This window comes from Atlantibacter sp. RC6 (assembly GCF_014193285.1).
Lineage (GTDB): Bacteria > Pseudomonadota > Gammaproteobacteria > Enterobacterales > Enterobacteriaceae > Atlantibacter.
The window spans coordinates 183,557-208,334 of sequence record NZ_JACHZE010000005.1; the positions used below are offsets into that span (position 1 = coordinate 183,557).

Genomic DNA, 24,778 nt, shown 5'->3' on the forward strand with positions numbered 1-24,778 from the left:
CCGATGTGAAAAAACGCGCCTCAGGGCGCGTTTTTTTATTGCTGACAGCCAGGGCACCAGTAAAACGGTCGCGACGAGAGCGTGGTTTTCTCAATGATCCCCCCGCAGCGCCGGCATTTTTTCCCGGCACGGTGAAACACTTCAAAGCGGAACAGCGCCCCGTGGTGCGTGTTCTCGTCCACCTGTCCGCGCGTCTGGTAAGAAAGGCGCGGAATGGACAGACAGGCGGTGGCGAGCCTGTCCAGTTGCGGCTCCGTTAACTCAGCGGCTTTGTGGCGCGGCGCGAGCTGGGCCTGCCAGAGGATTTCTACCCGCAGATAGTTGCCCAGCCCCGCCAGAAACGCCTGGTCCAGCAGCAAACCGCTGAACTGCCGGCGGTTAAAACGCGGGCTCAACAGCCGCGCTTTTACCTCGTCCGCCGTCAGGGTCATATCCAGCACGTCCGGGCCAATACGGGTCAGGAAAGGATGCTGCGCCACCTGCTCCGGGGTCAGTATCGCAATATCCGACGCACTGTATAACAAAATCGCTTTATCCGCGGTTTCCAACCGAACCCGTAAAATACGTGTGGTTTTCGGCTGCGCGCCCGCTTTTACCACCCGCCAGACGCCGTAAAGTTGGTTGTGGCTATACAGTACCAGCCCGCCGGAAAAATGAGTGAGCAGCGCTTTGCCACAGGTTTGCATCCGCACCACATGTTGACCGATCAAGCTCGCCTGAAAAGGTTGTAATTCGGGGAACGCAAACCAGGCTGCGGTTAACGGTTTGCCCTGGATTGCTGCCTCCAGGGTATCCGCCGCGCGGCGGATCTCCGGCCCTTCTGGCATAAAGATTCCTTAGCTACTCAGCGGTAATAGCAATGTTGCGCGCTAAAAATACCTCACGCAGCCTGCGGGCGAACGCTAACGCGTGCGCGCCATCGCCATGAATACAGACCGTCTCGGCCTGTACCGCTACCCGGGTACCGTCGCGGGCAACCACGCTCCCCTGCTCCACCATCGCCAGCGTTTGGGTCAGCGCATCATCTTGATTATCAATTAATGCGTCCGGCTCGCTGCGCGGCGCCAGTGTCCCGTCGGCGCGATACCTCCGGTCGGCGAACACTTCCTGGCGCGCGCGTAAACCATAACGCCGGGCGGCGAAAATCAGCTCGCTGCCCGCCAGCCCCACCAGCCGCAACGCGGGATTAAAATCGCGGGTTGCGCGGGCAATGGCGTCGGCAAGCTGCGGATCGCGGGCTGCCTGGTTGTACAACATCCCATGCGGTTTGACGTGCGTCATCCGCCCGCCCTGGGCGCGGGTTATCGCATCCAGCGCGCCAAGCTGATACAACATTTGGGCGTAAACCGTGTCCGGCGGCAACGCCATGGCGCTACGCCCAAAATTATCGCGATCGGGGAAAGAAGGATGCGCGCCGATGGCCACACCGTTTTCCAGCGCCAGCCGTACGCTTTGTTGCATGGTCAACGCATCCCCGGCATGGAAGCCAGTAGCGATATTGGCGGATGACACCAGTTTCAGCAGCGCCGCGTCATTGCCGCAGCCTTCGCCAAGATCGGCGTTTAAATCAATCTTCATTCGCCAGCCGCCATTCCAGTTGTTCAAAGTAGCGTTGTTGATGCGTCCGCGCTTCCAGCGCTTCTTCAAGCGTGCAACGATCGAAATGCAGCGGCTCGCCAAGACGCAGCTGCGCCAGGTTGTACATGTCCGCCTCGATCACGCAGGCGATACGCGGGTAGCCGCCGGTGGTCTGGGCGTCATTCATCAGCACAATGGGCTGGCCGTTATGCGGCACCTGTACCACGCCGGGCAGCAGGCCGTGAGAAACCAGTTCGCGGGATTCTGTCCGCTCGAGCACATGGCCGTTGAGCCGGTAACCCATGCGGTTGCTTTGCGGGCTGAGCTTCCAGGGCGCGCGCCAGAACGCCTCCCGGGCGGCAGGCGAAAATTCGTGATATTCCGGCCCCGGCAAGGCGCGAATGCGGTTGCCCCACAGCAGCTGATGCACCCCGCGGCTTTGCAGGAATTTGCGCGTCGCCGGGCGCAACGGCAGGCGATCGCCATCCTGAAGCCTGCGCCCTTCAAACCCGCCGAAACCGGCTTTTAAATCGGTACTGTACGACCCCATGATTTTCGGCACGTCGATGCCGCCGGCAACCGCCAGATAGCTGCGCATACCGCGCTTCGGCAGCGCCAGTTTTAACTGCTGGCCCGCACGTACCGGCAAGCGCCAGCCGGTCCACACGGAGTGGCCGTCAAGGGTTGCGCCGCAGGCCGCGCCGGTTAACGCGAACCAGCCGTCCTGATGAAAGGCGACAGTGCATTGCCCGAGAGTCATTTCCAGCGCCGCCATATCCGGCTCATTGCCCACCAGTAAATTGGCGATGCGCAGCGCGGGGGTGTCCATCGCGCCGCAGCGGCTAATGCCCGCCTGGCGTAAGCCGTGCCGTCCGCCGTCCTGCACCGTGGTGCTTATCCCTGCGCGAATAATCTCTAACACACGCCCTCCTTAGACGGCACAAAACGCACCCGGTCGCCGGGCTGTAATAACGTGGCAGGCTGACGTTGCGGATCGAACAACCGCAGATCGGTACGGCCAATAAGTTGCCAGCCGCCGGGGGTGGGCAACGGATAGATCCCGGTCTGGCTACCGCCGATCCCCACCGATCCGGCAGGCACCTCAAGACGCGGTTCGGCGCGACGCGGCGTGGCGAGGCTGGCGGGCAGCCCACCGAGATACGGGAACCCCGGCTGGAAGCCGATAAAGTAGACGATATAATCCGCGTTCGCATGGCGTTCTACCACCTGGCGCTCGCTGAGCCCGGTGTGGCGCGCCACTTCAGCGAGATCCGGGCCCTGTTCGCCGCCGTAGATCACCGGGATCTCAATCAGCCGTGATTCCAGCGTCACCGCCTCACTCTCTTCCCACCAGCGCTGCAAGCGCTCAATGGCGTTCAGTGCCGAGGCGGCCGGATCGCGTAACGTCACGGTGATATTATTCATCCCCGGGATCACTTCCACTACCGCCGGTACGTCCGCCAGACGCTGCACCAGGCCCCAGATCCGCTGCTGGCTTTCAAGAGTGACTGGCGGTTCCAGTTCCAGAACCACCGCGCTTTCTCCTAACAGATAACACCGCGCTCGCTGCACTGTTTCACCTTTACTCAAGCTGGATTAGGGATGTCGATAAATGTCACATCCAGATCGGTGGTTTCGTTCAACCACTCGCTCAGGGCGCGAATGCCGCCGCGCTCGGTGGCGTGATGGCCTGCGGCATAGAAATGCAGCCCCTGCTCGCGCGCTGAATGGATGGTTTGTTCGGAGACTTCCCCGGTGATAAACGCATCAACGCCAAAGCGCGCGGCGCTGTCGATAAAGCTCTGGCCGCCGCCGGTACACCAGGCGACGCGTTTCACGTCGGCAGGCCCGGTATCGCCGCACCACAGCGGACGGCGACCCAGCCGCGCCTCAATCCACGAAGCCAGTTCCAGCCCCGGCACCGGCATCGACAGTTCGCCCCAGGGCACCAGCGGTTCAATCTCGCCTTTGACCTCAATGCCTAATAGCGCGGCGAGCTGGGCGTTATTGCCCAACTGCGGGTGGGCATCCAGCGGCAGATGCCAGCCATAAAGGTTGATATCGTTCGCCAGCAACGTTTTCAGGCGCTGGCGCTTCATGCCGCGAATGACGGGCGACTCGCCCTTCCAGAAATAGCCGTGGTGAACAATTACCGCATCCGCCTGCTGGCGAACCGCCTCGTCGAGCAGCGCCTGGCTTGCCGTCACGCCGGTGATAATTTTCTGCACGGTTTCGCGCCCTTCGACCTGCAAGCCGTTTGGCGCATAGTCGTTAAAGGCCGCGCTATTAAGCTGCTGATTGATCAGGCTTTCCAGTTCGGTATTCTTCATGATGGCTCCCTGTTACTGTTTGCGCGCCGCTTCATATGCCGCGAGCGTGGCGACTCGCGCCTGTTTGTGTTCGACAATCGGTTGTGGGTAATCAATCGTCACCCCCTGCTTCTGCGCCCATTGCCACGGCTGATGCACCGCTTTACCGGGAATATCGTTGAGTTCCGGCAGCCACTGGCGCACAAAATCGCCCTGCGGGTCGAAGCGTTCGCCCTGGGTGGTCGGGTTAAAAATGCGAAACCAGGGTGCCGCATCATGCCCCGTCGAGGCCACCCATTGCCAGCCGCCATTATTGGCCGCCAGCATCCCATCCACCAACTGCGACATAAAATAACGTTCCCCTCTGCGCCAGTCGATAAGCAAGTCCTTCACCAAAAAGCTGCCGACAATCATCCGTAAGCGGTTATGCATCCAGCCGGTGGTGTTCATCTGGCGCATGGCGGCATCGACAATCGGGTAGCCGGTTTTCCCCTCGCACCAGGCGGTGAACTGCGCCTCGTCGTTGTTCCACTGCACCCGGTCGGTCCAGGGAATAAACGGCTTATAGCGGCACAGCGCGGGCCAGAAGGCGAGAACATGCAGATAAAATTCGCGCCAGATCAGCTCGTTAAGCCATACCGCGCCGGTTCCGCCAGACAGCGCGTCAGGATGCTCGCGCAGCAGGCGATGCAGGCACTGACGCGGCGAGAGCACGCCAATCGCCAGCCAGGGTGACACGCGGCTGGTGCCATCGATGGCGGGATAGTCCCGTTTTTTATCATAGTCCGCCACTGGCTGGCGGCAAAACTGGCGCAGGCGGTTGAGCGCGGCGGCTTCGCCCACCGGGAATAACGCCGGGTCCAGCTCGGTTTGCGGGTAATCGAACGGTTTAAACGGATCGGGCGTTGCAAGCGGCCCGCTTTGCCGCACGGCAGGCGCGTTAACACACTCCGGCAGCCCCTCATGCAACCGTTTGATAAACGCGCGGCTGAAGGGTGTAAAGACTTTATACATCTCATGATTGCCGGTGGTAACGCTGCCCGGCGCGAGAAGCACGTAATCGTCAAATCCCTGACACACCAGGGTATCCCCGAGACGCTTTTCCATCGCGGCGTCGCGCAGGCGTTCGTTCAGTTCGTACTGGTAGTTGTAGAACAGCGCATCAACGTTGTGCTCATCGCAAAAGTTTTCCAGCGCCTCTACCGAGGCGGCAAAGTCATCCACTTCAAGCACCGTCAGAGGAATGCCCCTTTGCGCCAGCGATTGTTGCAGGGAGTGGAGGTGCGCCTGTATCCACGCCGCCTGGCGCGGCGCGAGATGGTGATCGCGCCACTGCTGCGGGGTGGCGATAAACAGGCCAATCACCCTGGCCTCCGGGCGACGGCAGGCCGCCGCGAGCGCAAGATTATCATTCACGCGGAGATCGGCGCGAAACCAGACCAGATGGGTGGTCATAAAGCTCCTGAGTTAATTGCCATAGCGCAGGCGCAACGCCTCCGGGAAAGGGTCGAAATAGCGCTGCTGTTCCAGATAGCCGTCGGGATATTCCGCCAGATAATGTTTTAACAGAGTGACGGGCGCTAACAGCGGCTGGGTGCCCTGACGATAGCGGTCAATCAACTCTGCCAGCTCCTGGCGCTGACGGCCATTGAGATGCGGGCGGAAATAGCCCTGCACGTGCATCAGCACGTTAGTGTGGTTACGCCTTGTGGCGTGGTGGGACATCAGCGTCATCAAGCGCTGACGATACTCATTGAAGTACAGCTCCAGATCGTCCCATTGATCGATAACAGCCACGAAGCGCCCCAGCTCGCGATATTGCTGCTGCGAATGGGCCAGCAGCAGAAGCTTATAGCGGCTGTGGAAGGCGATCAGCGCGCCGCGCGTCAGGCCCTGGGTACGCAGTTGGTTCAGTTCGTGCAGCGCGTAAATGCGCTCGACGAAATTTTCGCGGATCGCCGGGTCGTGCAGCCGCCCGTCTTCTTCCACCGGCAGCCAGGGAAAGGTCGTCATCAGGATGTCAGTAAAGATCCCACGCCCGGCTTTGCGGTTGTTTTTACCATCTTTGTCATAGACCCGCACCCGCTCCATCCCGCAGCTCGGTGATTTGGCGCAGACAATGTAGCCGCAAAGGTGGGAAAGGCGCGCGATACGCTGATGGGAAAATTCCGCCATATCGGCGGTTAAATCCCCTTCGCGCTTATCGCTGAAGCGCAGCGATACGGCACCATCATCGTCTTTGACCAACCGCAGCGCGGGGCGCGGCACCGGCAAGCCAATCGCCATCTCCGGGCAGACGGGTTCATAACGAACCCAGGGGGAGAGATCCTCTACCGCGAAAGCGAGCCGTTTATGACCACCGTCGAAACGCACTTTTTCCCCGGACAAACAGGCGCTGATGCCAACCGGGATTTTCTCGTCCATAGCTACTCCTTACTGATGCGTAAAGTAAGTGTAGCAATGAAGTCTGGTTCAACTGAATCACAAACCTAATTCTGGATGATAGTTAACCAGGGTGGTGTGCCGATAACCGATGCTGTTTAAAATATTTCGATCCTGCTTCTGAACAGCCTTAATGTAACGTTCAACATAGTGGGCAAATTTTCGGGTGATATGCGCTTGCTTCCCCAGTAATTTTTTACCAGCCACCTTACTTCGCAGAAGAAAAATGTCTGAGCTGATATGGTTGCTCTCACGCAATAATACGGCTTTTGAATAATCAAGCCCCATACCCTTGTTGCGTTTGTCCGGTCCGCGATTGATTTCCAGAATAAAACTTTCGCTATGTTGGATAGTTGAGCGAACGGGGATGGCAAATGTTAATTCATTTAGGCGAATCTGGACGACCCCGTGCCCGCGTACTTTTCCGTTGTTAAACCAGGTATTGGTCGCCATATCGAAGTCCAGCGCCTGAACGAGCACCGGATTAGCCAGATAGAATGACTTGTCTAATTTTTTGAGTTCCATCTCTGAAGATCCCATACGAAAAAACCCCAGCTTTCGCCGGGGTTTTTAAGGTAGTTGATACAAGGAATTTAGGTTTTTAACGTGGGGATGTTCCTACCGCCACAACAATAACAAGGAATTTATGTTTTTAACGTGGGGATGTTCCTACCGCCACAAACTACCTGGTTAATGCTACTAAAATATGCGCAACAGTCAATGTTATGGCGTTCCACCAAACGGAATTTTAGGCAGACGCTTAGAGGTTTTTTTTGTCATCGCCGATAAAAAAACCGCCGGGTAATCGGCGGTTTTCTCACTTACCCAACGATTAATAAAAATCGCTGGCGGCGGCTTCGGACTGGGCCATCCATACCGGTTTTTCACTGGTTTTCGACCAGACGCGGTGCAGGTAGCTGTAGAAGCGCGCGCGGTCTTTCCACAGCAGCATCACCGGCAGCGCCACAATGCCTGCCACGATAACCAGGGCGCGACGCAGGAAGACCTGATGCGCAGGATATTTTTTGTATAAAGACATAAGTTTCTCCCCTTTTTGCTGACCGGTAATCTTCACCGGGAATCTGTATCTGTCGAAAATATTACCGTTTTGGCTGTAATTTTACTACTCCTCCGACCACTTAATTTACCCAAAACACCGATCTTTACACTTCGCGCCGTAATTAAGTTACATAATGGTTAAATTTTTACTAACCATTAGTTAAATAAAGGTCTTTAGGATTTTTATACTTTTTTTACACCTGCCGGGTCGGTTTTTTACAACATCTTTGCACGCCTATTTTTACCCTTGTTGCATTCCTGTTTCCCCAATGGAGGTGGATCGTGAGTGCAGGTGTAATTGCCGGCGTGGTGCTGGTCTTTCTGTTAATCGGCTATCTGATTTATGCCCTGATTAACGCGGAGGCATTCTGATGGCTTCCAGCGCGTTTTTACTGATTGCCGGGTTTATCGTCGTGCTGCTGGCGCTGGCGAAACCGTTATCGGCCCTGCTCGCCAGATTGATTGACGGGCAACCGTTGCCGGTGTTGGGCCGGGTCGAATCGATATTGTGGCCGCTGTGCGGCATTCGTGACGAGGAGATGAACTGGCGGCAGTACCTGCTGGCGATCCTGGCGTTTAACCTGTTCGGGCTGGCCGTGCTGTTTGCATTGTTAATGATGCAGGGCCATCTGCCGTTAAACCCGCAGGGCTTTCCGGGAATGTCATGGGATCTGGCGCTGAATACCGCCGTCAGCTTTGTCGCCAATACCAACTGGCAGGCGTATGCCGGAGAGAGTTCGCTCAGCTATTTAAGCCAGATGGCTGGCCTGACGGTGCAAAACTTCCTCTCTGCCGCCAGCGGTATTGCGGTGGTGTTCGCCTTGATCCGCGCGTTCTCGCGGCATTCCACCACGCTGCTGGGCAACGCATGGCAGGATCTCACCCGCATTACGCTGTGGGTGCTGCTGCCGCTGTCGTTGGTGCTGGCGCTGCTGTTTATCCAGCTGGGCGTGATCCAGAACGTCTCCGACTATTTACCGATGACGTCGCTGGAAGGCGTACAGCACGTTTTGCCGATGGGGCCGGTGGCTTCCCAGGAAGCAATCAAACTGCTGGGCACTAACGGCGGCGGCTTCTTTAACGCCAACTCCTCTCATCCGTTTGAAAACCCAACCGCATTAACCAACTTTGCCCAGATGCTGGCGATTTTTCTGATCCCGGCGGCGCTGTGCCTGGCGTTTGGCGAAGCGGTGGGCGATCGCCGCCAGGGCCGGGCGATCCTCGGCACGATGGCATTGATCTTTGTGGTGTGCGCCGCAGTCGTGATGTGGGCGGAAACCCAGGGTAACCCACACCTGACGGCGCTCGGAGCCGACAGCGCCATCAATATGGAAGGCAAAGAGAGCCGCTTCGGCATTCTCGCCAGCAGCCTGTATGCGGTGGTGACCACGGCGGCGTCCTGCGGAGCGGTAAACGCGATGCACGACTCGCTCACCGCGCTGGGCGGTATGGTGCCGATGTGGCTGATGCAGATTGGCGAAGTGGTGTTCGGCGGCGTGGGCTCCGGGTTGTACGGCATGCTGCTGTTCGTGCTGCTGGCGGTGTTTATCGCCGGGCTGATGATTGGCCGCACGCCGGAATATTTGGGCAAAAAAATCGACGTGCCAGAGATGAAGCTCACCGCGCTGGCGATTCTGGTGACGCCCGCGCTGGTGCTGCTCGGCAGCGCGCTGGCGATGATGACCGAGGCCGGACGCAGCGCCATGCTTAACCCCGGCCCGCACGGGTTCAGCGAGGTGCTGTACGCCGTCTCCTCCGCCGCTAACAACAACGGCAGCGCCTTTGCCGGGCTGAGCGCCAATACCCCGTTCTGGAACCTGCTGCTCGCCGCCTGTATGTGGCTGGGCCGTTTCCTGGTGATTATCCCGGTGATGGCGATTGCCGGTTCGCTGGTGGAGAAAAAATCCCAGCCGGCCAGCATCGGCACCCTGCCCACGCACGGCGCGCTGTTTATCGGTTTGCTGACCGGCACCGTGCTACTGGTGGGCGCGTTGACCTTTATCCCTGCCCTGGCCCTCGGCCCGGTGGCGGATCACTTTATTCAATAATCTTGCGGAGAGCGATTCATGAGTCGTAAGACGCTGGCCCTGTTCGATGGCGCACTGCTTCGCCAGGCCATGATTGACGCCGTTATCAAGCTTAACCCGCGCGCCCAGTGGCGCAATCCGGTGATGTTTATCGTCTGGCTGGGAAGTCTGTTAACCACCGTGCTGGCGGTGGCGATGGCCGCGGGCGTGCTCAACGGCAGCGCCGGGTTTACCGGGATCATCAGCCTGTGGCTGTGGTTTACCGTGCTGTTCGCCAACGTGGCGGAAGCGCTGGCGGAAGGCCGCAGCAAAGCCCAGGCGAACAGCCTCAAAGGGGTGCAGAAAACCGCCTGGGCCCGCAAACTGCGGGCACCGCACCATGACGCGCAGCGCGATAAAATCCCTGCCGCCGAACTGCGTAAAGGCGATCTGGTGTACGTGGAAGCCGGCGATATTATCCCCTGCGACGGCGAAGTAGTGGAAGGCGGCGCGTCGGTGGATGAGAGCGCGATAACCGGCGAGTCCGCGCCGGTTATCCGTGAATCCGGCGGCGATTTCGCTTCGGTCACGGGGGGGACGCGCATTCTTTCCGACTGGCTGGTGATTGAGTGCAGCGTTAATCCCGGGGAAACCTTCCTTGACCGGATGATCGCCATGGTTGAAGGCGCGCAGCGCCGCAAAACGCCCAACGAGATTGCGCTGACCATTTTACTGGTGGCGCTGACACTGGTGTTTTTGCTGGCAACCGCCACCCTGTGGCCGTTCTCGGCCTGGGCGGGCAATGCCGTGAGCGTCACCGTGCTGGTGGCGCTGCTGGTGTGCCTGATCCCGACCACCATCGGCGGGCTGCTGTCGGCGATTGGCGTCGCCGGGATGAGCCGAATGCTGGGTGCGAATGTGATCGCCACCAGCGGGCGCGCGGTAGAAGCGGCAGGCGACGTGGACGTTCTGCTGCTGGATAAAACCGGCACTATCACGCTAGGCAACCGTCAGGCGTCGGCATTTCTTCCTGCGCCGGGCGTTGATGAACATACCCTGGCCGATGCGGCGCAACTGGCGTCGCTGGCGGACGAAACCCCGGAAGGCCGCAGCATTGTGGTCCTCGCCAAGCAGCGCTTTAATCTGCGCGAGCGCGACGTCCAAACCCTGCAAGCCACTTTTGTGCCCTTTACCGCCCAGACCCGCATGAGCGGGATTAACTTCCAGCAGCGGATGATCCGCAAAGGCTCAGTGGACGCGGTGCGCCGTCATGTTGAAGTCAACGGCGGGCAGTTCCCGGCGGCGGTGGAAAGCCTGGTGGAAAACGTGGCGCGTACCGGCGGTACGCCGCTGGTGGTCGCGGAAAACGCCAACGTGCTTGGCGTTATCGCCCTGAAAGATATCGTCAAAGGCGGCATCAAAGAGCGCTTTGCCGAGCTGCGCAAAATGGGCATTAAAACCGTGATGATCACCGGGGATAACCGGCTGACCGCCGCCGCGATCGCTGCGGAAGCGGGGGTTGATGACTTCCTGGCGGAAGCGACGCCGGAAGCCAAGCTGTCGCTGATCCGCCAGTACCAGAGCCAGGGCCGTCTGGTCGCGATGACCGGCGATGGCACTAACGACGCCCCGGCGCTGGCGCAAGCCGACGTGGCGGTAGCCATGAACTCCGGCACCCAGGCGGCGAAGGAAGCGGGCAATATGGTGGACCTCGATTCCAACCCCACCAAATTGATTGAAGTAGTGCATATCGGCAAGCAGATGCTGATGACCCGTGGCTCGCTCACCACGTTCAGTATCGCCAACGACGTCGCCAAATATTTTGCGATTATTCCGGCGGCCTTTGCCGTGACCTATCCGCAACTCAACGCGCTTAACGTGATGCATCTGCACTCCCCCGCCTCGGCTATTCTCAGCGCGGTGATTTTCAACGCCCTGATCATTATTTTCCTGATCCCGCTGGCGCTGAAAGGGGTGAGTTATAAACCGCTCAGCGCCGCCGCGATGCTGCGCCGCAATTTGTGGATTTACGGGCTGGGCGGGCTGCTGGTGCCGTTTATCGGCATTAAGTTAATTGATGTCGTGTTGACGGCGCTCGGCCTGGTATAAGGAGAAAAGTATGTCGATATTACGTCCGGGTATTCTTTTACTGTTGTTGCTTACGCTTATCACTGGCGGCGTTTATCCGCTGTTAACCACCCTGCTGGGACAATGGTGGTTTGCCGATAAAGCGGCAGGGTCGTTGATTTATCAACATGATCGGCTGCGTGGTTCCCGGTTGATCGGCCAGGATTTCACCCAGCCGGGATATTTTCAGGGCCGCCCTTCTGCCACCGCAGAAACGCCCTATAATCCTCTGGCATCGGGGGGCAGTAATCTTGCCGCCAGCAACCCGGAACTGGATAAACAGATTGCCGCGCGCGTGGCGGCCTTACGCGCCGCTAACCCGAACGCCAGCCCGGCGGTGCCGGTCGATCTGGTTACCGCCTCGGCCAGCGGACTGGATTACGGGATTTCACCCGAGGCGGCAAGCTGGCAGATCCCCCGCATCGCGGCGGCCCGCCAGTTGAGCGCGGAAACCGTCGCCCGGCTGGTGGAGGCCCATACCTCAACACCGCTGATCGGGTTTCTCGGCAAACCGGTTGTCAACGTGCTGGAGCTCAACCTGGCGCTGGATGCCAATAAGGACTGAAGATGACTGAGGAGCCCTCGCGCCCCAATCCGGATCGCCTGCTGGCGCGCGCCAGCGGGCAACACCGCGGCAAGCTGAAGATTTTCTTTGGCGCCTGCGCGGGTGTCGGTAAAACTTACGCCATGCTGGCCGAGGCGCGGCGTCTGCGCGCGCAGGGGCTGGACGTGCTGGTGGGCGTCGTTGAAACCCACGGACGCCAGGAAACCGCCGCGCTGGCGGAGGGCTTGCCGATGCTGCCGTTAAAGCGGCTGGCGCATCGTGGTCGCCTGGTAGCGGAATTTGACCTGGACGGCGCGCTGGCGCGCCATCCGGCGTTGATCCTGATGGATGAACTGGCCCACAGCAACGCGCCGGGCTCCCGTCATCCTAAACGCTGGCAGGATGTGGAAGAGCTGCTGGCGGCGGGCATCGATGTGTTCACCACCGTCAACGTTCAGCATCTTGAAAGCCTGAACGATGTGGTGGGCGGCGTCACCGGGATCCAGGTGCGTGAAACCGTACCCGATCCAATTTTCGATGCCGCCGACGACGTGGTGCTGGTGGATCTCCCGGCGGACGATCTGCGCCAGCGGCTGCATGAAGGCAAAGTCTATATCGCGGGCCAGGCGGAACGCGCCATCGAACATTTCTTCCGTAAAGGCAATTTAATCGCCCTGCGCGAGCTGGCGTTGCGGCGTACCGCCGATCGGGTGGACGATCAGATGCGCGCCTGGCGCGATAATCCCGGCCAGGAAAAGGTCTGGCATACCCGGGATGCGATTTTGCTGTGCATCGGGCGCGGCAGCGGCCATGAAAAGCTGGTGCGCGCCGCCGCCCGGCTGGCGGCAAAACTCGGCAGCGTCTGGCACGCCGTTTATGTTGAAACCCCACGCCTGCATCGCCTGCCGGAGGCCGAACGCCGCGCCATTTTGCAGGCGCTGAGCCTGGCGCAGGAGCTGGGCGCGCAAACCGCCACCCTTGCGGAATCGGCGGAAGAAAAAGCGGTGGCGCGCTACGCCCGGGAGCACAATCTCGGCAAAATCGTGATCGGCAAACGCCCGCGTCGCCTGTTCTGGCGTGATACCTTTGCCGATCGCCTCAACCGCTATGCGCCGGACCTTGATGTGCTGGTGGTGGCGCTGGAAGACGCTCCCGCTCCGTCGGCAGCCAAACCTGACGATAGCCGCAGTTTCAGCGAGCGCTGGCGCGTCCAGCTTAAAGGTTGCGCAGTGGCGGTGGCGCTCTGTGCGTTAATCACCCTGCTGGCGAGCCGCTGGTTAATCGCCTTTGAAGCAGCGAACCTGGTGATGCTCTATCTGCTGGGGGTGGTGATCGTGGCGCTGTTCTACGGACGCTGGCCCTCGGTGCTGGCGACGGTCATCAACGTGTTGAGCTTTGATCTGTTTTTCGTCAATCCGCGCGGCACGCTGGCGGTGTCGGATATGCAATATCTGCTCACCTTCGGCGTGATGCTGACCGTGGGGCTGGTTATCGGTAATCTTACCGCCGGTGTGCGTTACCAGGCGCGTGTCGCCCGCTATCGCGAGCAGCGCACCCGTTCATTGTATGAGTTATCCAAATCCCTGGCGGTGGGCCGCACGACACAAGATATCGCCGCCACCAGCAGCCAGTTTATCGATACCACGTTTTTTGCCCGCAGCCAGCTGTTGTTGCCCAACGAGCACGGGGCGTTAAAACCGCAGCCTGACGAGAGCGTGACGCCGTTCTGGGATGAGGCCATTGCCCGCTGGAGTTTTGATAACGGCCAGCCCGCAGGCGCCGGGACCGATACGCTCCCCGGCGTGCCCTATCAGATTGTGCCGTTGCGCGCGGCGGGCAAAACCGTTGGGCTGGTGATTGTCGAACCTGCGAACCTGCGGCTGCTGATGATCCCTGAGCAGCAGCGCCTGCTGGAAACCTTTACTTTGCTGGCGGCGAACGCGCTGGAGCGGCTGGCCCTGACCCGAAGCGAAGAGCAGGCGCGGCTGACCAGCGAGCGCGAGCAACTGCGTAACTCCCTGCTGGCGGCGCTGTCACACGATTTACGCACCCCGCTCACGGTGCTGTTCGGCCAGGCGGAAATCTTGACCCTCGATCTGGCAAGCGAAGGTTCCGCTCATGCCCGTCAGGCCAGCGACATCCGCCAGCATGTGCTCAATACCACCCGGCTGGTCAATAATCTGCTGGATATGGCGCGTATTCAGTCCGGCGGGTTTAATCTGCAACGCGAATGGCTCACGCTGGAAGAAGTGGTGGGTAGCGCGCTGAATATGCTGGAGCCCGGTCTGGCCGGGCGGCAGATTGCGCTGGATCTTCCCGACCCGTTGCAGCTGATATATGTCGATGGCCCGCTGTTTGAGCGCGTGCTGATCAATCTGCTGGAAAACGCCGTCAAATATGCCGGCAGCACCGCGCAGATCGGCATTCGCAGCAAGGCGCAGCCTGACTGGCTGGATATTGAGGTGTGGGATACCGGGCCAGGCATTCCTTCTGGTCAGGAACAGGCGATTTTCGAGAAATTTTCGCGCGGAGATAAAGAATCGGCGATCCCGGGAGTTGGGCTTGGGCTGGCAATATGCCAGGCTATTGTTGATGTCCATGGCGGGATCATCGTCGCCGGTAATCGTCCCGAAGGCGGTGCCAGCTTTCATATTCAGTTGCCGTTACCCACACCGCCGGATTTGGCGGATATTCACGAGGCTCTGTGACTACCGTTCTGATTATTGAAGATGAAAAAGAGATCCGCCGTTTTCTGCGTACCGCGCTGGAAGCGGATTCCCTGCGCGTTTATGACGCGGAAACGCTGCAACGTGGGCTGATTGAGGCCGCCACCCGCAAGCCCGATCTGGTGATCCTCGATCTGGGCCTGCCGGATGGCGACGGCACCCGCTTTATTCAGGAATTCCGCCAGTGGAGCCAGGTGCCGATTATCGTGCTGTCGGCACGCAGTGAAGAGACCGATAAAATCACCGCACTGGACGCTGGCGCGGATGATTACCTGAGCAAACCCTTCGGCATTGGCGAGTTGCAGGCGCGGCTACGCGTGGCGCTACGCCGCCAGCAAACGCGGCCTGAGGGCGACGCGGTTTATCAGTTTTCCGGTATTCGTGTGGATATTCCCGCGCGGCATATTACGCGTGATGGCGAGGAGATCCACCTTACCCCCATCGAATTCCGTTTACTGGCGCTGTTGTTGAACCATCATGGAAAAGTGCTGACCCAGCGCCAGCTATTAAACCAGGTATGGGGCCCGAATGCGGTGGAACACAGCCACTATCTGCGCATTTATATGGGTCACTTGCGCCAGAAACTGGAAGCCGACCCGGCGCGTCCCCGGCATTTACTCACCGAAACCGGAATTGGCTATCGGTTTATGCTGTAAGCACGTTTACTGATGTTGAGGGTATCTGTGATGAAAAACGTTCTTGTTTTGACGACGACAATTCTGGCCCTCAGCGCTTGCTCGGGTACGCAGTTAGGCGTGGGTGTGGGCACAGGTTTTCCCAGTGTGGGTGTGGGCGCGGGCGTTTCGTTTCCTGTTGGCCAGCGAACGGCGCCCAATGATGATTCCTATGCACACGTCATCACCCAGGAGATTTACAACCAGATTAGCGATACCAGCAGCTACGCCGGTAAGCTTTGCACCCTGCGCGTTACCACTGATGCAGAAGGCGTCATTCTTGACGTCACACGTCTGGGCGGCGATACCCGCTGGTGCGACCGGGTAATGGCGGCCGCCACGCAATTGCATCAGCTGCCACCGCCGCCCACCGCGATGGTTGATCGTCTCCAACAGGGGTTGGTCATTGATTTGATTCCAAAATGAGAATTTTCAGGCAATGCGCTGGGATCCTGAACCTTTTTGTTAACAAAGCCCGCGATGGTCGCTTCTGAGCGTTTGTCTGCATTAACAATTGACGCTATTCATTAGTGTGCATTTTTATGCAGTTTGGCAAGAATTCAGAATTTATCAATTGCGCATCCCTGTCTTTTTTAATGTGCGCCAGCCGTATCGGCATCGCGCGGCTCGCTGAATAATGAAGATTATAATTTGAATAATTAGCCAATATTTAATTTAATATTAAACGTAAGTTAACATGGTTTTGTTAATTAATTTCACTGGGAATTGTTAACCAAATAAATAGGCTAATAACCCGCCAACAACAGAGAATTCCTCTGCATTAATTTCCTCTAATGGTGTTATGTCGTAAAACTAATTCGTTTTATTGATACCCATCACGGTTTATCCTTTTCCCGGAGATAAAATAGCCTCGCCTTTATTTAGAAAAGGATTTAATTATGGAAAACAACAATCGGTTAATGCCGCATATAAGGCGAACCACACATATAATGATGTTTGCCCACCGTAACAGCTTTGACTTCCACTTCTTCAACGCCCGATAGTCACGTCCTGGCAGGTGCGCCGTAGCACAGGCCTCTTCACGCCCATGTTTACCTGGGGCTTAATGCCTGCGCGCGTTCGCGTCTGATCTCTGATAAAGCCAATTTTTTTACTTCAATCGCCGGATTGACGGGCTTTATTCATCCTAAAAAAATAGCGTCGATTATTTTGCTGCCGTTTGGCTGCACAATATTCCTTTGCTTAATTTCCGGTGCCATTCAATTTCTTCAATAAAGAAATTGCGGGAAAGTATTGCTTAAATTTCAGGATTACTATGCAAAAGTTAAAAATTGCGGTTAGCCGCATCTGTCCGGACTGCGTTAATACCCAACGGGAAGTCGTTTCAATTATGGATACCGATTTTATTGATGTCGCTGCCGCCGTCGTGGCGCTAGCCGATATCGATAACGGTATTATTGATAAAATCGAGCGTACCGGATTTGGTCTGCCGATTTTTATCGCCACCCATAATAATGAACGCGTGCCCGAACACTGGTTAGCGCGTATCAACGGCGTGTTTGAAATCAGCGAGTCTCGTTCAGAATTCTATGGCCGCCAGCTTGAGGCCGCCGCAGCGAAATACGAAACCAGCCTGAAACCGCCGTTCTTCCGTGCCCTGGTGGATTATGTCAAACAAGGCAACAGCGCGTTCGATTGCCCCGGCCATCAGGGCGGCCAGTTCTTCCGCCGCCACCCCACCGGCAATCAGTTCGTGAATTTCTTTGGCGAAACCCTGTTCCGTTCCGATTTATGTAATGCGGACGTGGCGATGGGCGATTTGCTGATCCACGAAGGCGCGCCATGCACGGCACAAAAACATGCTGCTAAAGTGTTTAACGCCGATAAAACCTATTTTGTACTTAATGGTACTTCTTCCTCTAACAAAGTGGTACTGAATGCCCTGCTGGCACCGGGCGACCTGGTGTTGTTCGACCGCAACAACCATAAGTCGAACCACCACGGCGCGCTGTTGCAGGCAGGCGCGACGCCGGTTTACCTGGAAACGGCGCGTAACCCGTACGGCTTTATCGGCGGGATTGACGCGCATTGCTTTGAAGAGCGTTATCTGCGCGACAGCATCCGCGAAGTCGCCGCCGATCGCGCCCAGGACGCCCGTCCGTTCCGTCTGGCAGTGATCCAGTTAGGCACCTACGACGGCACCATTTATAACGCGCGTCAGGTCGTGGATAAGATTGGTCATCTGTGTGACTACATCCTGTTCGACTCCGCGTGGGTGGGCTATGAGCAGTTTATTCCGATGATGGCGGACTGTTCGCCGCTGCTGCTGGAGCTTAACGAAAACGATCCGGGCATTCTGGTGACGCAGTCGGTGCATAAGCAGCAGGCCGGGTTCTCCCAGACCTCGCAAATCCACAAAAAAGACAGCCATATCAAAGGGCAGGATCGCTATGTTTCCCATAAGCGCATGAACAACGCGTTTATGATGCACGCCTCCACCAGCCCTTTCTATCCGCTGTTTGCGGCGCTTGACGTTAACGCCCGTATGCATGAAGGCGAAGGCGGCAAGCAGATGTGGATGAACTGCGTGGAAGTGGGGATCGATACCCGTAAGCTGATCCTCAACAACTGCCACCATATCCGTCCGTTCGTGCCTGCTACCGTTGACGGCAAAGCATGGGAAAGCTGGGATACCCAACAGATCGCCCGCGATCTGCGCTTCTTCCACTTTGTTCCAGGCGACAAATGGCATGCGTTTGAGGGCTATGCGGAGCACCAGTACTTCGTCGACCCCTGCAAACTGCTGCTGACCACGCCGGGCATCAATGCCGCCACTGGCGAGTATGACACCTTCGGCGTGCCGGCCACGATCCTCGCCAACTTCCTGCGTGAGAACGGTGTGGTACCAGAGAAATGCGACCTCAACTCGATCCTGTTCCTGCTCACCCCGGCTGAAGAGATGGGCAAAATGCAGCAACTGGTCGCGCTGTTGGTACGTTTCGAGCAGTTACTGGAACACGACGCACCGCTGAGTGAAGTGCTGCCGTCGCTCTGGAAACAGCATCAGGATCGCTACGGCGAGTACACCCTGCGTCAACTGTGCCAGGAAATGCATGACTTCTACGCCAGCCACAACGTGAAGCAGCTCCAGAAAGAGATGTTCCGCAAGGAGTACTTCCCGCGCGTGGTGATGAACCCGCAGGACGCCAACTACGCCTTTATCCGTGGGCAAACCGAGCTGGTGAAACTCAGCGATGCCGAAGGCCGCGTGGCGGCGGAAGGCGCGCTGCCTTACCCGCCGGGAGTGCTGTGCGTGGTGCCGGGCGAGATCTGGGGCGGTGCAGTGTTGCGCTACTTCCAGGCGCTGGAAGAAGGCATCAACCTGCTGCCGGGCTTCGCGCCGGAGTTGCAGGGCGTGTATGTCGAGGAGCATGACGGTCGTAAACAGGTGTGGTGCCACGTTATCAAGCAGCCCGTGGTGAAAGCGTCAGTACAAAAGGAAATCAGATTATGAGTAAATCCAATAAGATGGGCGTGGTGCCGCTCACAATATTGACCATGGTGAACATGATGGGCTCCGGCATCATCATGCTGCCCACCAAGCTGGCCGAAGTGGGAACGATTTCGATTATCTCCTGGCTGGTGACGGCGTTAGGGTCGATGGCGCTGGCCTGGGCCTTTGCCAAATGCGGGATGTTCAGCCGCAAATCCGGTGGTATGGGCGGGTATGCCGAATACGCGTTCGGTAAATCTGGCAACTTTATGGCTAACTATACCTACGGGGTGTCGCTGCTGATCGCTAACGTGGCGATTGCGATTTCCGCAGTGGGTTATGGTAGCGAACTGTTCGGCGCAACGCTCAGCCCGGTACAGATCGGTATCGCCACTATCTGCGTGCTGTGGATTTGCACCGTCGCCAACTTCGGCGGCGCGCGCATCACCGGGCAAATCAGCGGCATTACCGTGTGGGGCGTGATCATTCCGGTGGTCGGTCTGTCGGTGATTGGCTGGTTCTGGTTCAGCCCGTCGATGTATACCGAATCGTGGAACCCGCACAACGTGCCGTTCTTTGATGCCGTGGGCTCGTCCATCGCCATGACGTTGTGGGCATTTTTAGGGCTGGAATCTGCCTGTGCTAACACCGAAGTGGTGGAAAACCCGGAACGCAACGTGCCGATCGCGGTACTGGGCGGGACGCTGGGCGCGGCGGTGATCTACATCGTCTCGACCAACGTAATCGCCGGGATTGTGCCGAACATGGACCTGGCACACTCCACCGCGCCGTTCGGGCTGGCCTTTGCGCAAATGTTTACCCCGACCGTGGGTAAAGTCATCATGGGCCTGATGGTCATGTCCTGCTGCGGCTCGCTGCTTGGCTGGCAATTTACCATTGCCCAGGTGTTTAAATCTTCGGCGGATGAAGGTTACTTCCCGAAAATCTTCTCAAAAGTGTCTAAAGCCGATGCGCCGGTTAAAGGCATGCTGACTATCGTGATCTTCCAGAGCGTGCTGGCGCTGATGACCATCAGCCCGTCGTTGAATAACCAGTTCAACGTGCTGGTAAACCTGGCGGTTGTCACCAACATCATTCCGTACATCCTGTCGATGGCGGCGCTGGTGATTATCCAGAAGGTAGCGAAAGTCGATCCAGGCAAGGCGAAAATGGCGAACTTTGTGGCGCTGATTGGGGCGATTTACAGCTTCTACGCGCTCTACTCCTCTGGTTCCGAAGCGATGCTGTATGGCGCTATCGTGACCTTTATGGGCTGGACGCTGTACGGGCTGGTATCTCCGCGCTTTGAACTGACTAATAAACATAGCTAGTTGAATTTGCCGCAGTAAAAAAGGGAGCCGAGGCTCCCTTTTCTGTTGACTTAATTTCAGGCGTTTTTCAGAACTTCGCTGACAATTTCCACCGCTTCTTTTTCGATCTGCGCGCGGTGTTCTGCGCCGAGGAAGCTTTCACAGTAGATTTTGTAGGCATCTTCCGTTCCGGAAGGACGCGCTGCGAACCAGCCGTTGTCGGTCATCACCTTCAGGCCGCCAATCGATGCGCCATTGCCCGGCGCGGCAGTTAAACGCGCGGTGATCGGATCGCCTGCCAGGGTGCTGGCGCTGACCATCTCTGGAGAGAGTTTAGACAGCGCGGCTTTCTGCGCGGAAGTCGCGGACGCCTGTAGACGGTTGTAGCTCGGCGCGCCGAAGCGCGCAGCCAGTTCGTCATAGTGCTGCTGCGGGTTTTTACCGGTGACGGCGGTGATTTCCGCCGCCAGCAGGCACATGATGATGCCGTCTTTATCGGTGGACCACGGGGTGCCGTCGAAGCGCAGGAACGACGCGCCGGCGCTCTCTTCGCCGCCAAAGCCGAAGCTGCCGTCAAACAGGCCATCAACGAACCACTTAAAGCCCACCGGCACTTCAACCAGTTTGCGGCCCAAGTCGTTGACCACGCGGTCGATCATTGCGGAGGAGACCAGGGTTTTGCCCACCGCGACCTCTTTGCCCCACTGCGGACGATGCTGGAACAGATAGTTAATGGCGACGGCCAGATAATGGTTCGGATTCATCAGCCCTGCCGGCGTGACAATACCGTGACGGTCATAATCCGGGTCGTTAGCAAACGCCAGATCGAATTTGTCACGCAGCGCCAGCAGGCCCGCCATCGCGCATTCGGAGGAGCAGTCCATGCGGATCGCGCCGTCTTTATCCAGATGCATAAAGCGGAAAGTCTGATCGACGTGATCGTTAACGATGGTCAGGTTTAAATTGTAGTGTTCGGCGATGCGTTTCCAGTATTCGATACCGGAACCGCCCAGAGGATCGACGCCCAGCGTCAGGCCCGCTTTCTGAATGGCCGCCATGTCGACGATATCCGCCAGTCCTTCAACAAAAGGCTGCACCAGATCTTTGGCGGTGATGTGGCCGCTGGCCCAGGCTTCATCCAGCGAAACGCGCTTCACCGACGCCAGGCCTTCCGCCAGCAGCGCATTGGCACGATCTTCCACCACTTTGGTGACGTTGGTATCAGCCGGGCCACCGTTGGGCGGATTGTATTTGATGCCGCCATCTTCCGGCGGGTTATGGGACGGGGTGATCACAATCCCATCGGCCTGTTTTCCGCCCTGGCGGTTGTGCACCAGAATGGCGTTAGACACCGCCGGAGTCGGGGTATAGCCGTTATCTTCCTGAACGATCACATCCACGCCATTAGCGGCCAGCACTTCCAGTACCGAGATAAACGCCGGTTCGGAAAGCGCGTGGGTGTCTTTACCCACAAAGCAGGGACCGGTAACGCCATTTTTGGCGCGCTCTTCGGCAATGGCCTGGGCGATCGCCAGGATATGCGGCTCGTTGAAGCTATGGCGCGCCGCGCTACCGCGGTGGCCGGAAGTCCCGAATTTCACCGCATGCTCACTGTTCCCCGGCTGCGGTTTCAGCACGTAATATTGTGCCGTGAGTTGGGCAACATTAATCAAATCACGCTGTTGTGCAGGCTGCCCCGCACGGTTATGAATTGCCATGGCCTGGTCCTTTTGACGCATTAGTTAAATGGTGCCGCAAACCTTTTCAATCAATTCCGCCGGGAACTGCATTGACTGCATGATGTGTTCAATCATGCTGCATTTACGACCGGTATTGGTGTTGGTAATCACCCAGTATGGCGTACCTGGCACATGTTTGGGTTTGGTTTGATTACCGCTCTGCAAAAGCGTTTGCTGATCGCCCGCAAAATAGACGCGGGTGCGGCCATGCAACGACTCGGTGGCATCGGCGAACGCTTTTGGATCCAGTGTATAGAGTGTAGACAGCACCAGCATGAAACGGTTGACGGCACGCTTCTGCTCCGCGTATTCGTCAGAAAGCAGCAGCTCGCGCACAGCGCGTACACGATCTTTGGGGTTGTTGGCGGGGTTCTGTTCCATCACGGCGACGGTCGCGCTGCTCTCTTTTGCCGGTTTTTCGGCCTGCGGTTGCGCGGGGTTGAATTTCAGCATGCGACGCAAAATGTCGGACGCGCTTTCACCAATGTGCTGGGTGTGGCTCGCGATATAGCGATAAAGGTCGTCATCAACTTCAATCGTTTTCATTTTAATCCAGTGCGATGTCTTTCTGAATACAAATCGTTGGGAGTATAGGATCAAACCCCAACAGCGGATAGCGTCAAGCCAGGGTGGCGGCAAAAGTCAGATTTAACTGGATCTTGCGACCGGGCGGCAGAATGTTCAACATAATACCCTAACCTGACACCTGCAAAAAAAGAACTTTGCCATGAAATTACATACCCGAGTGCAATCTGCACAACAATCGCATAACACCTCACCGATCGTGCTGGTTCACGGTCTGTTCGGCAGCCTCGATAACCTTGGCGTGCTGGCGCGCGAACTGATCGGCGATTTTGACGTTGTCCAGGTGGATATGCGCAACCACGGGTTATCGCCGCGCAGCGATGTCATGACTTATCCGGCCATGGCCCAGGATCTGATTGATACACTTGATGCACTGAGTATCGACAAAGCCACCTTTATCGGCCACTCCATGGGGGGCAAAGCGGTAATGGCGGCAACCAACATCGCGCCGCAACGCATCGATAAACTGGTGGCGATCGATATTGCGCCCGTAGATTACCAGGTGCGGCGGCACGATGAGATTTTCGCTGCGATCAATGCGGTCACTGACGCAGGCATTACCTCGCGCCAGGAGGCGACGGCGCTGATGCGCGAGCATATCCCGGAAGACGGTGTGATTCAGTTCCTGTTAAAGTCATTCGCCTCGGGCGAATGGCGCTTCAACGTGCCGGTCCTGTGGGATCAATATTCACATATTGTCGGCTGGGAAACGGTGCCCGCCTGGGATCATCCCGCGCTGTTTATTCGCGGTGGCAATTCGCCGTATGTGGATGAAACCCATCGCGACGCGCTGCTGGCTCAATTCCCCCAGGCGCGAGCGCACGTGGTGGCTGGCGCGGGTCACTGGGTTCATGCTGAAAAACCGCAGGCCGTGGTGCGGGCCATCCGCCGCTACCTCGATGCCGAGTGACAAGCTGGTTAAAAAGAGAGCGGCTGATAAGTGAGAGTGCCGTTAACGCGTTGGCGCGCCGGATTCCCTCATGTATGATGGCGCGCTTAACTGCATCCGAGCCCCGCTCCTGCACCCTGTTTTCCCTGTCAAAACGCGCATTATGGCCAAAGAACAAACGGACCGTACGACATTAGATCTGTTCTCGGACGAACGCCGCCCGGGCAGACCCAAAACTAACCCGCTGTCACGCGACGAACAGCTACGCATCAATAAGCGTAACCAGTTAAAGCGTGACAAAGTGCGTGGGCTCAAGCGCGTTGAGCTCAAACTTAACGCTGAAGCGGTTGAGGCGCTCAACATGCTGGCGGAAGCCCGCAATATTAGCCGCAGCGAATTAATCGAAGATATTCTGCTGTCCCAGCTCGCCGCCCTCAAGGACTGAGAGTTATCTAAAAAAAACGGCGCGATGTAGCAGACTGTGCACATGGCCGTGATAGAGATTTCCGCCTGCTAGTCTGTTCTGCTATGATTGCCCTATCTGTAGGCTTTTTGCCTCAACCATCTCATTAAGTTTCAAGAGGTTATTTTACTCATGGCAATCGTAGGCATTTTCTTCGGCAGCGATACCGGCAATACTGAAAATATCGCAAAAATGATTCAAAAACAGCTTGGTAAAGATGTGGCTGAAGTGCGTGATATTGCTAAAAGCAGCAAAGAAGACCTCGAAAGTTTTGATATTCTGCTGTTAGGCATCCCGACCTGGTACTACGGCGAAGCGCAGTGCGACTGGGATGACTTCTTCCCTACCCTCGAAGAGATCGATTTCAATAATAAACTGGTGGCCCTGTTTGGCTGTGGCGATCAGGAAGACTACGCGGAATATTTCTGTGATGCGCTGGGCACCATGCGCGACATTATCGAACCGCGCGGCGCAACCATTGTTGGCCACTGGCCGACCGAAGGTTACCACTTTGAAGCCTCTAAAGGTCTGGCGGATGACGATCACTTCCTGGGTTTAGCTATCGATGAAGATCGCCAGCCAGAACTCACCGCCGAACGCGTTGAAAAATGGGTCAAACAGGTTTCTGAAGAGCTGCATCTGCAGGACATCATCAACGCCTGATGAACCCGGGCGCTAAATGCGTTAGCGCTTTTTTCTGCCATTGATAGGCAAAAGCGATAAAAATAATTGCTACAAATTTTTAACTTTTGCCTACAGACCTGTACAATACATGCCTTACGCATCGGGTGATTTTGCAACAAATGCAGGCCGCGCCACGATTTTGGGCATTTTTTAGCAAGGCTGTTGCAGTTTTCATTTAGGCATGGCAGT

Annotated in this window: 24 protein-coding genes; 13 read left to right on the forward strand and 11 right to left on the reverse strand. The window is 57.4% G+C overall.

Translation table 11 applies throughout. The annotated features are described in order from the left end of the window. Positions 1 to 35: 35 nt before the first annotated feature. The 9 genes from nei to FHW74_RS13485 all read right to left on the reverse strand — a co-directional run bounded on the left by nei (position 36) and on the right by FHW74_RS13485 (position 7,368). Positions 36 to 827 (reverse strand): endonuclease VIII, encoded by a 792-nt coding sequence (nei, locus tag FHW74_RS13445; protein WP_183170915.1) that lies wholly within the window; start codon positions 825 to 827, stop codon positions 36 to 38. 13 nt (positions 828 to 840) lie between these two features. Then, entirely contained in the window at positions 841 to 1,578 is a 738-nt protein-coding gene (gene pxpA, locus FHW74_RS13450) for a 5-oxoprolinase subunit PxpA (protein ID WP_183170916.1), read from the reverse strand. Then, positions 1,568 to 2,500, reverse strand: coding sequence for a 5-oxoprolinase subunit PxpC (pxpC, locus tag FHW74_RS13455; RefSeq protein WP_183170917.1), 933 nt, complete (start codon positions 2,498 to 2,500; stop codon positions 1,568 to 1,570). Before pxpC ends, pxpA begins: the two co-directional genes overlap by 11 nt. Then, a complete protein-coding gene (gene pxpB / locus FHW74_RS13460; protein ID WP_183170918.1) occupies positions 2,494 to 3,150 on the reverse strand; it encodes a 5-oxoprolinase subunit PxpB in 657 nt (218 codons plus the stop codon). Before pxpB ends, pxpC begins: the two co-directional genes overlap by 7 nt. A gap of 14 nt (positions 3,151 to 3,164) precedes the next feature. After that, the gene (locus FHW74_RS13465; RefSeq protein ID WP_183170919.1) at positions 3,165 to 3,908 is read right to left on the reverse strand and encodes a type 2 GTP cyclohydrolase I; all 744 of its coding nucleotides are present in this window, start codon (positions 3,906 to 3,908) and stop codon (positions 3,165 to 3,167) included. 12 nt (positions 3,909 to 3,920) lie between these two features. Beyond that, positions 3,921 to 5,342, reverse strand: coding sequence for a deoxyribodipyrimidine photo-lyase (gene phrB, locus FHW74_RS13470; RefSeq protein WP_183170920.1), 1,422 nt, complete (start codon positions 5,340 to 5,342; stop codon positions 3,921 to 3,923). Positions 5,343 to 5,354: 12 nt separating this feature from the next. Next, positions 5,355 to 6,311 carry a 2-thiouracil desulfurase family protein gene (locus tag FHW74_RS13475; RefSeq protein WP_183170921.1) on the reverse strand — a complete coding sequence of 319 codons (957 nt, stop codon included), beginning with the start codon at positions 6,309 to 6,311 and terminating at the stop codon, positions 5,355 to 5,357. 57 nt (positions 6,312 to 6,368) lie between these two features. After that, a complete protein-coding gene (tenpIN, locus tag FHW74_RS13480) occupies positions 6,369 to 6,869 on the reverse strand; it encodes a type III toxin-antitoxin system TenpIN family toxin (protein ID WP_203125035.1) in 501 nt (166 codons plus the stop codon). Between the two features lie 292 nt (positions 6,870 to 7,161). After that, a complete protein-coding gene (locus FHW74_RS13485; protein WP_125294523.1) occupies positions 7,162 to 7,368 on the reverse strand; it encodes a YbfA family protein in 207 nt (68 codons plus the stop codon). A gap of 302 nt (positions 7,369 to 7,670) precedes the next feature. On the opposite strand from FHW74_RS13485, the gene kdpF reads away from it, so the two are divergent. The 10 genes from kdpF to potE all read left to right on the forward strand — a co-directional run bounded on the left by kdpF (position 7,671) and on the right by potE (position 20,250). Continuing rightward, positions 7,671 to 7,760: a K(+)-transporting ATPase subunit F gene (gene kdpF / locus FHW74_RS13490; RefSeq protein ID WP_125294524.1), complete on the forward strand. Its 90-nt coding sequence runs from the start codon at positions 7,671 to 7,673 to the stop codon at positions 7,758 to 7,760. Further along, complete coding sequence (kdpA, locus tag FHW74_RS13495; RefSeq protein WP_183170922.1) at positions 7,760 to 9,436, forward strand: potassium-transporting ATPase subunit KdpA; 1,677 nt, start codon at positions 7,760 to 7,762, stop codon at positions 9,434 to 9,436. Before kdpF ends, kdpA begins: the two co-directional genes overlap by 1 nt. 18 nt (positions 9,437 to 9,454) lie before the next feature. Beyond that, positions 9,455 to 11,503, forward strand: coding sequence for a potassium-transporting ATPase subunit KdpB (kdpB, locus tag FHW74_RS13500; RefSeq protein WP_183170923.1), 2,049 nt, complete (start codon positions 9,455 to 9,457; stop codon positions 11,501 to 11,503). Positions 11,504 to 11,513: 10 nt separating this feature from the next. After that, positions 11,514 to 12,086 (forward strand): potassium-transporting ATPase subunit KdpC, encoded by a 573-nt coding sequence (kdpC, locus tag FHW74_RS13505; protein WP_183170924.1) that lies wholly within the window; start codon positions 11,514 to 11,516, stop codon positions 12,084 to 12,086. A gap of 2 nt (positions 12,087 to 12,088) precedes the next feature. After that, positions 12,089 to 14,773: a two-component system sensor histidine kinase KdpD gene (gene kdpD, locus FHW74_RS13510; RefSeq protein ID WP_183170925.1), complete on the forward strand. Its 2,685-nt coding sequence runs from the start codon at positions 12,089 to 12,091 to the stop codon at positions 14,771 to 14,773. Then, the gene (kdpE, locus tag FHW74_RS13515; protein WP_183170926.1) at positions 14,770 to 15,447 is read left to right on the forward strand and encodes a two-component system response regulator KdpE; all 678 of its coding nucleotides are present in this window, start codon (positions 14,770 to 14,772) and stop codon (positions 15,445 to 15,447) included. Before kdpD ends, kdpE begins: the two co-directional genes overlap by 4 nt. Before the next feature lie 48 nt (positions 15,448 to 15,495). Next, complete coding sequence (locus tag FHW74_RS13520; protein ID WP_183170927.1) at positions 15,496 to 15,891, forward strand: cell envelope integrity protein TolA; 396 nt, start codon at positions 15,496 to 15,498, stop codon at positions 15,889 to 15,891. A 473-nt stretch (positions 15,892 to 16,364) separates the two neighbouring features. After that, positions 16,365 to 16,469, forward strand: coding sequence for a leader peptide SpeFL (gene speFL / locus FHW74_RS13525; RefSeq protein WP_106875989.1), 105 nt, complete (start codon positions 16,365 to 16,367; stop codon positions 16,467 to 16,469). A 272-nt stretch (positions 16,470 to 16,741) separates the two neighbouring features. Continuing rightward, positions 16,742 to 18,940 carry an ornithine decarboxylase SpeF gene (speF, locus tag FHW74_RS13530; RefSeq protein WP_183170928.1) on the forward strand — a complete coding sequence of 733 codons (2,199 nt, stop codon included), beginning with the start codon at positions 16,742 to 16,744 and terminating at the stop codon, positions 18,938 to 18,940. Continuing rightward, entirely contained in the window at positions 18,937 to 20,250 is a 1,314-nt protein-coding gene (gene potE, locus FHW74_RS13535; protein WP_183170929.1) for a putrescine-ornithine antiporter, read from the forward strand. Before speF ends, potE begins: the two co-directional genes overlap by 4 nt. Positions 20,251 to 20,306: 56 nt before the next feature. Here the strand turns inward: potE and pgm are convergent, their stop codons facing one another. Next, positions 20,307 to 21,947, reverse strand: coding sequence for a phosphoglucomutase (alpha-D-glucose-1,6-bisphosphate-dependent) (gene pgm / locus FHW74_RS13540; protein ID WP_183170930.1), 1,641 nt, complete (start codon positions 21,945 to 21,947; stop codon positions 20,307 to 20,309). Positions 21,948 to 21,971: 24 nt separating this feature from the next. Then, positions 21,972 to 22,514 carry a replication initiation negative regulator SeqA gene (gene seqA, locus FHW74_RS13545; protein ID WP_183170931.1) on the reverse strand — a complete coding sequence of 181 codons (543 nt, stop codon included), beginning with the start codon at positions 22,512 to 22,514 and terminating at the stop codon, positions 21,972 to 21,974. Positions 22,515 to 22,695: 181 nt separating this feature from the next. On the opposite strand from seqA, the gene ybfF reads away from it, so the two are divergent. The 3 genes from ybfF (at position 22,696) to fldA (ending at position 24,568) form a co-directional block, all read left to right on the forward strand. Continuing rightward, a complete protein-coding gene (gene ybfF, locus FHW74_RS13550) occupies positions 22,696 to 23,463 on the forward strand; it encodes an esterase (RefSeq protein ID WP_183170932.1) in 768 nt (255 codons plus the stop codon). A 142-nt stretch (positions 23,464 to 23,605) separates the two neighbouring features. Continuing rightward, positions 23,606 to 23,887 carry a LexA regulated protein gene (gene ybfE, locus FHW74_RS13555; protein ID WP_183170933.1) on the forward strand — a complete coding sequence of 94 codons (282 nt, stop codon included), beginning with the start codon at positions 23,606 to 23,608 and terminating at the stop codon, positions 23,885 to 23,887. Between the two features lie 150 nt (positions 23,888 to 24,037). Continuing rightward, on the forward strand, positions 24,038 to 24,568 hold the full coding sequence (gene fldA, locus FHW74_RS13560; protein ID WP_167509311.1) for a flavodoxin FldA: 531 nt from the start codon (positions 24,038 to 24,040) through the stop codon (positions 24,566 to 24,568). Positions 24,569 to 24,778: the final 210 nt, after the last annotated feature.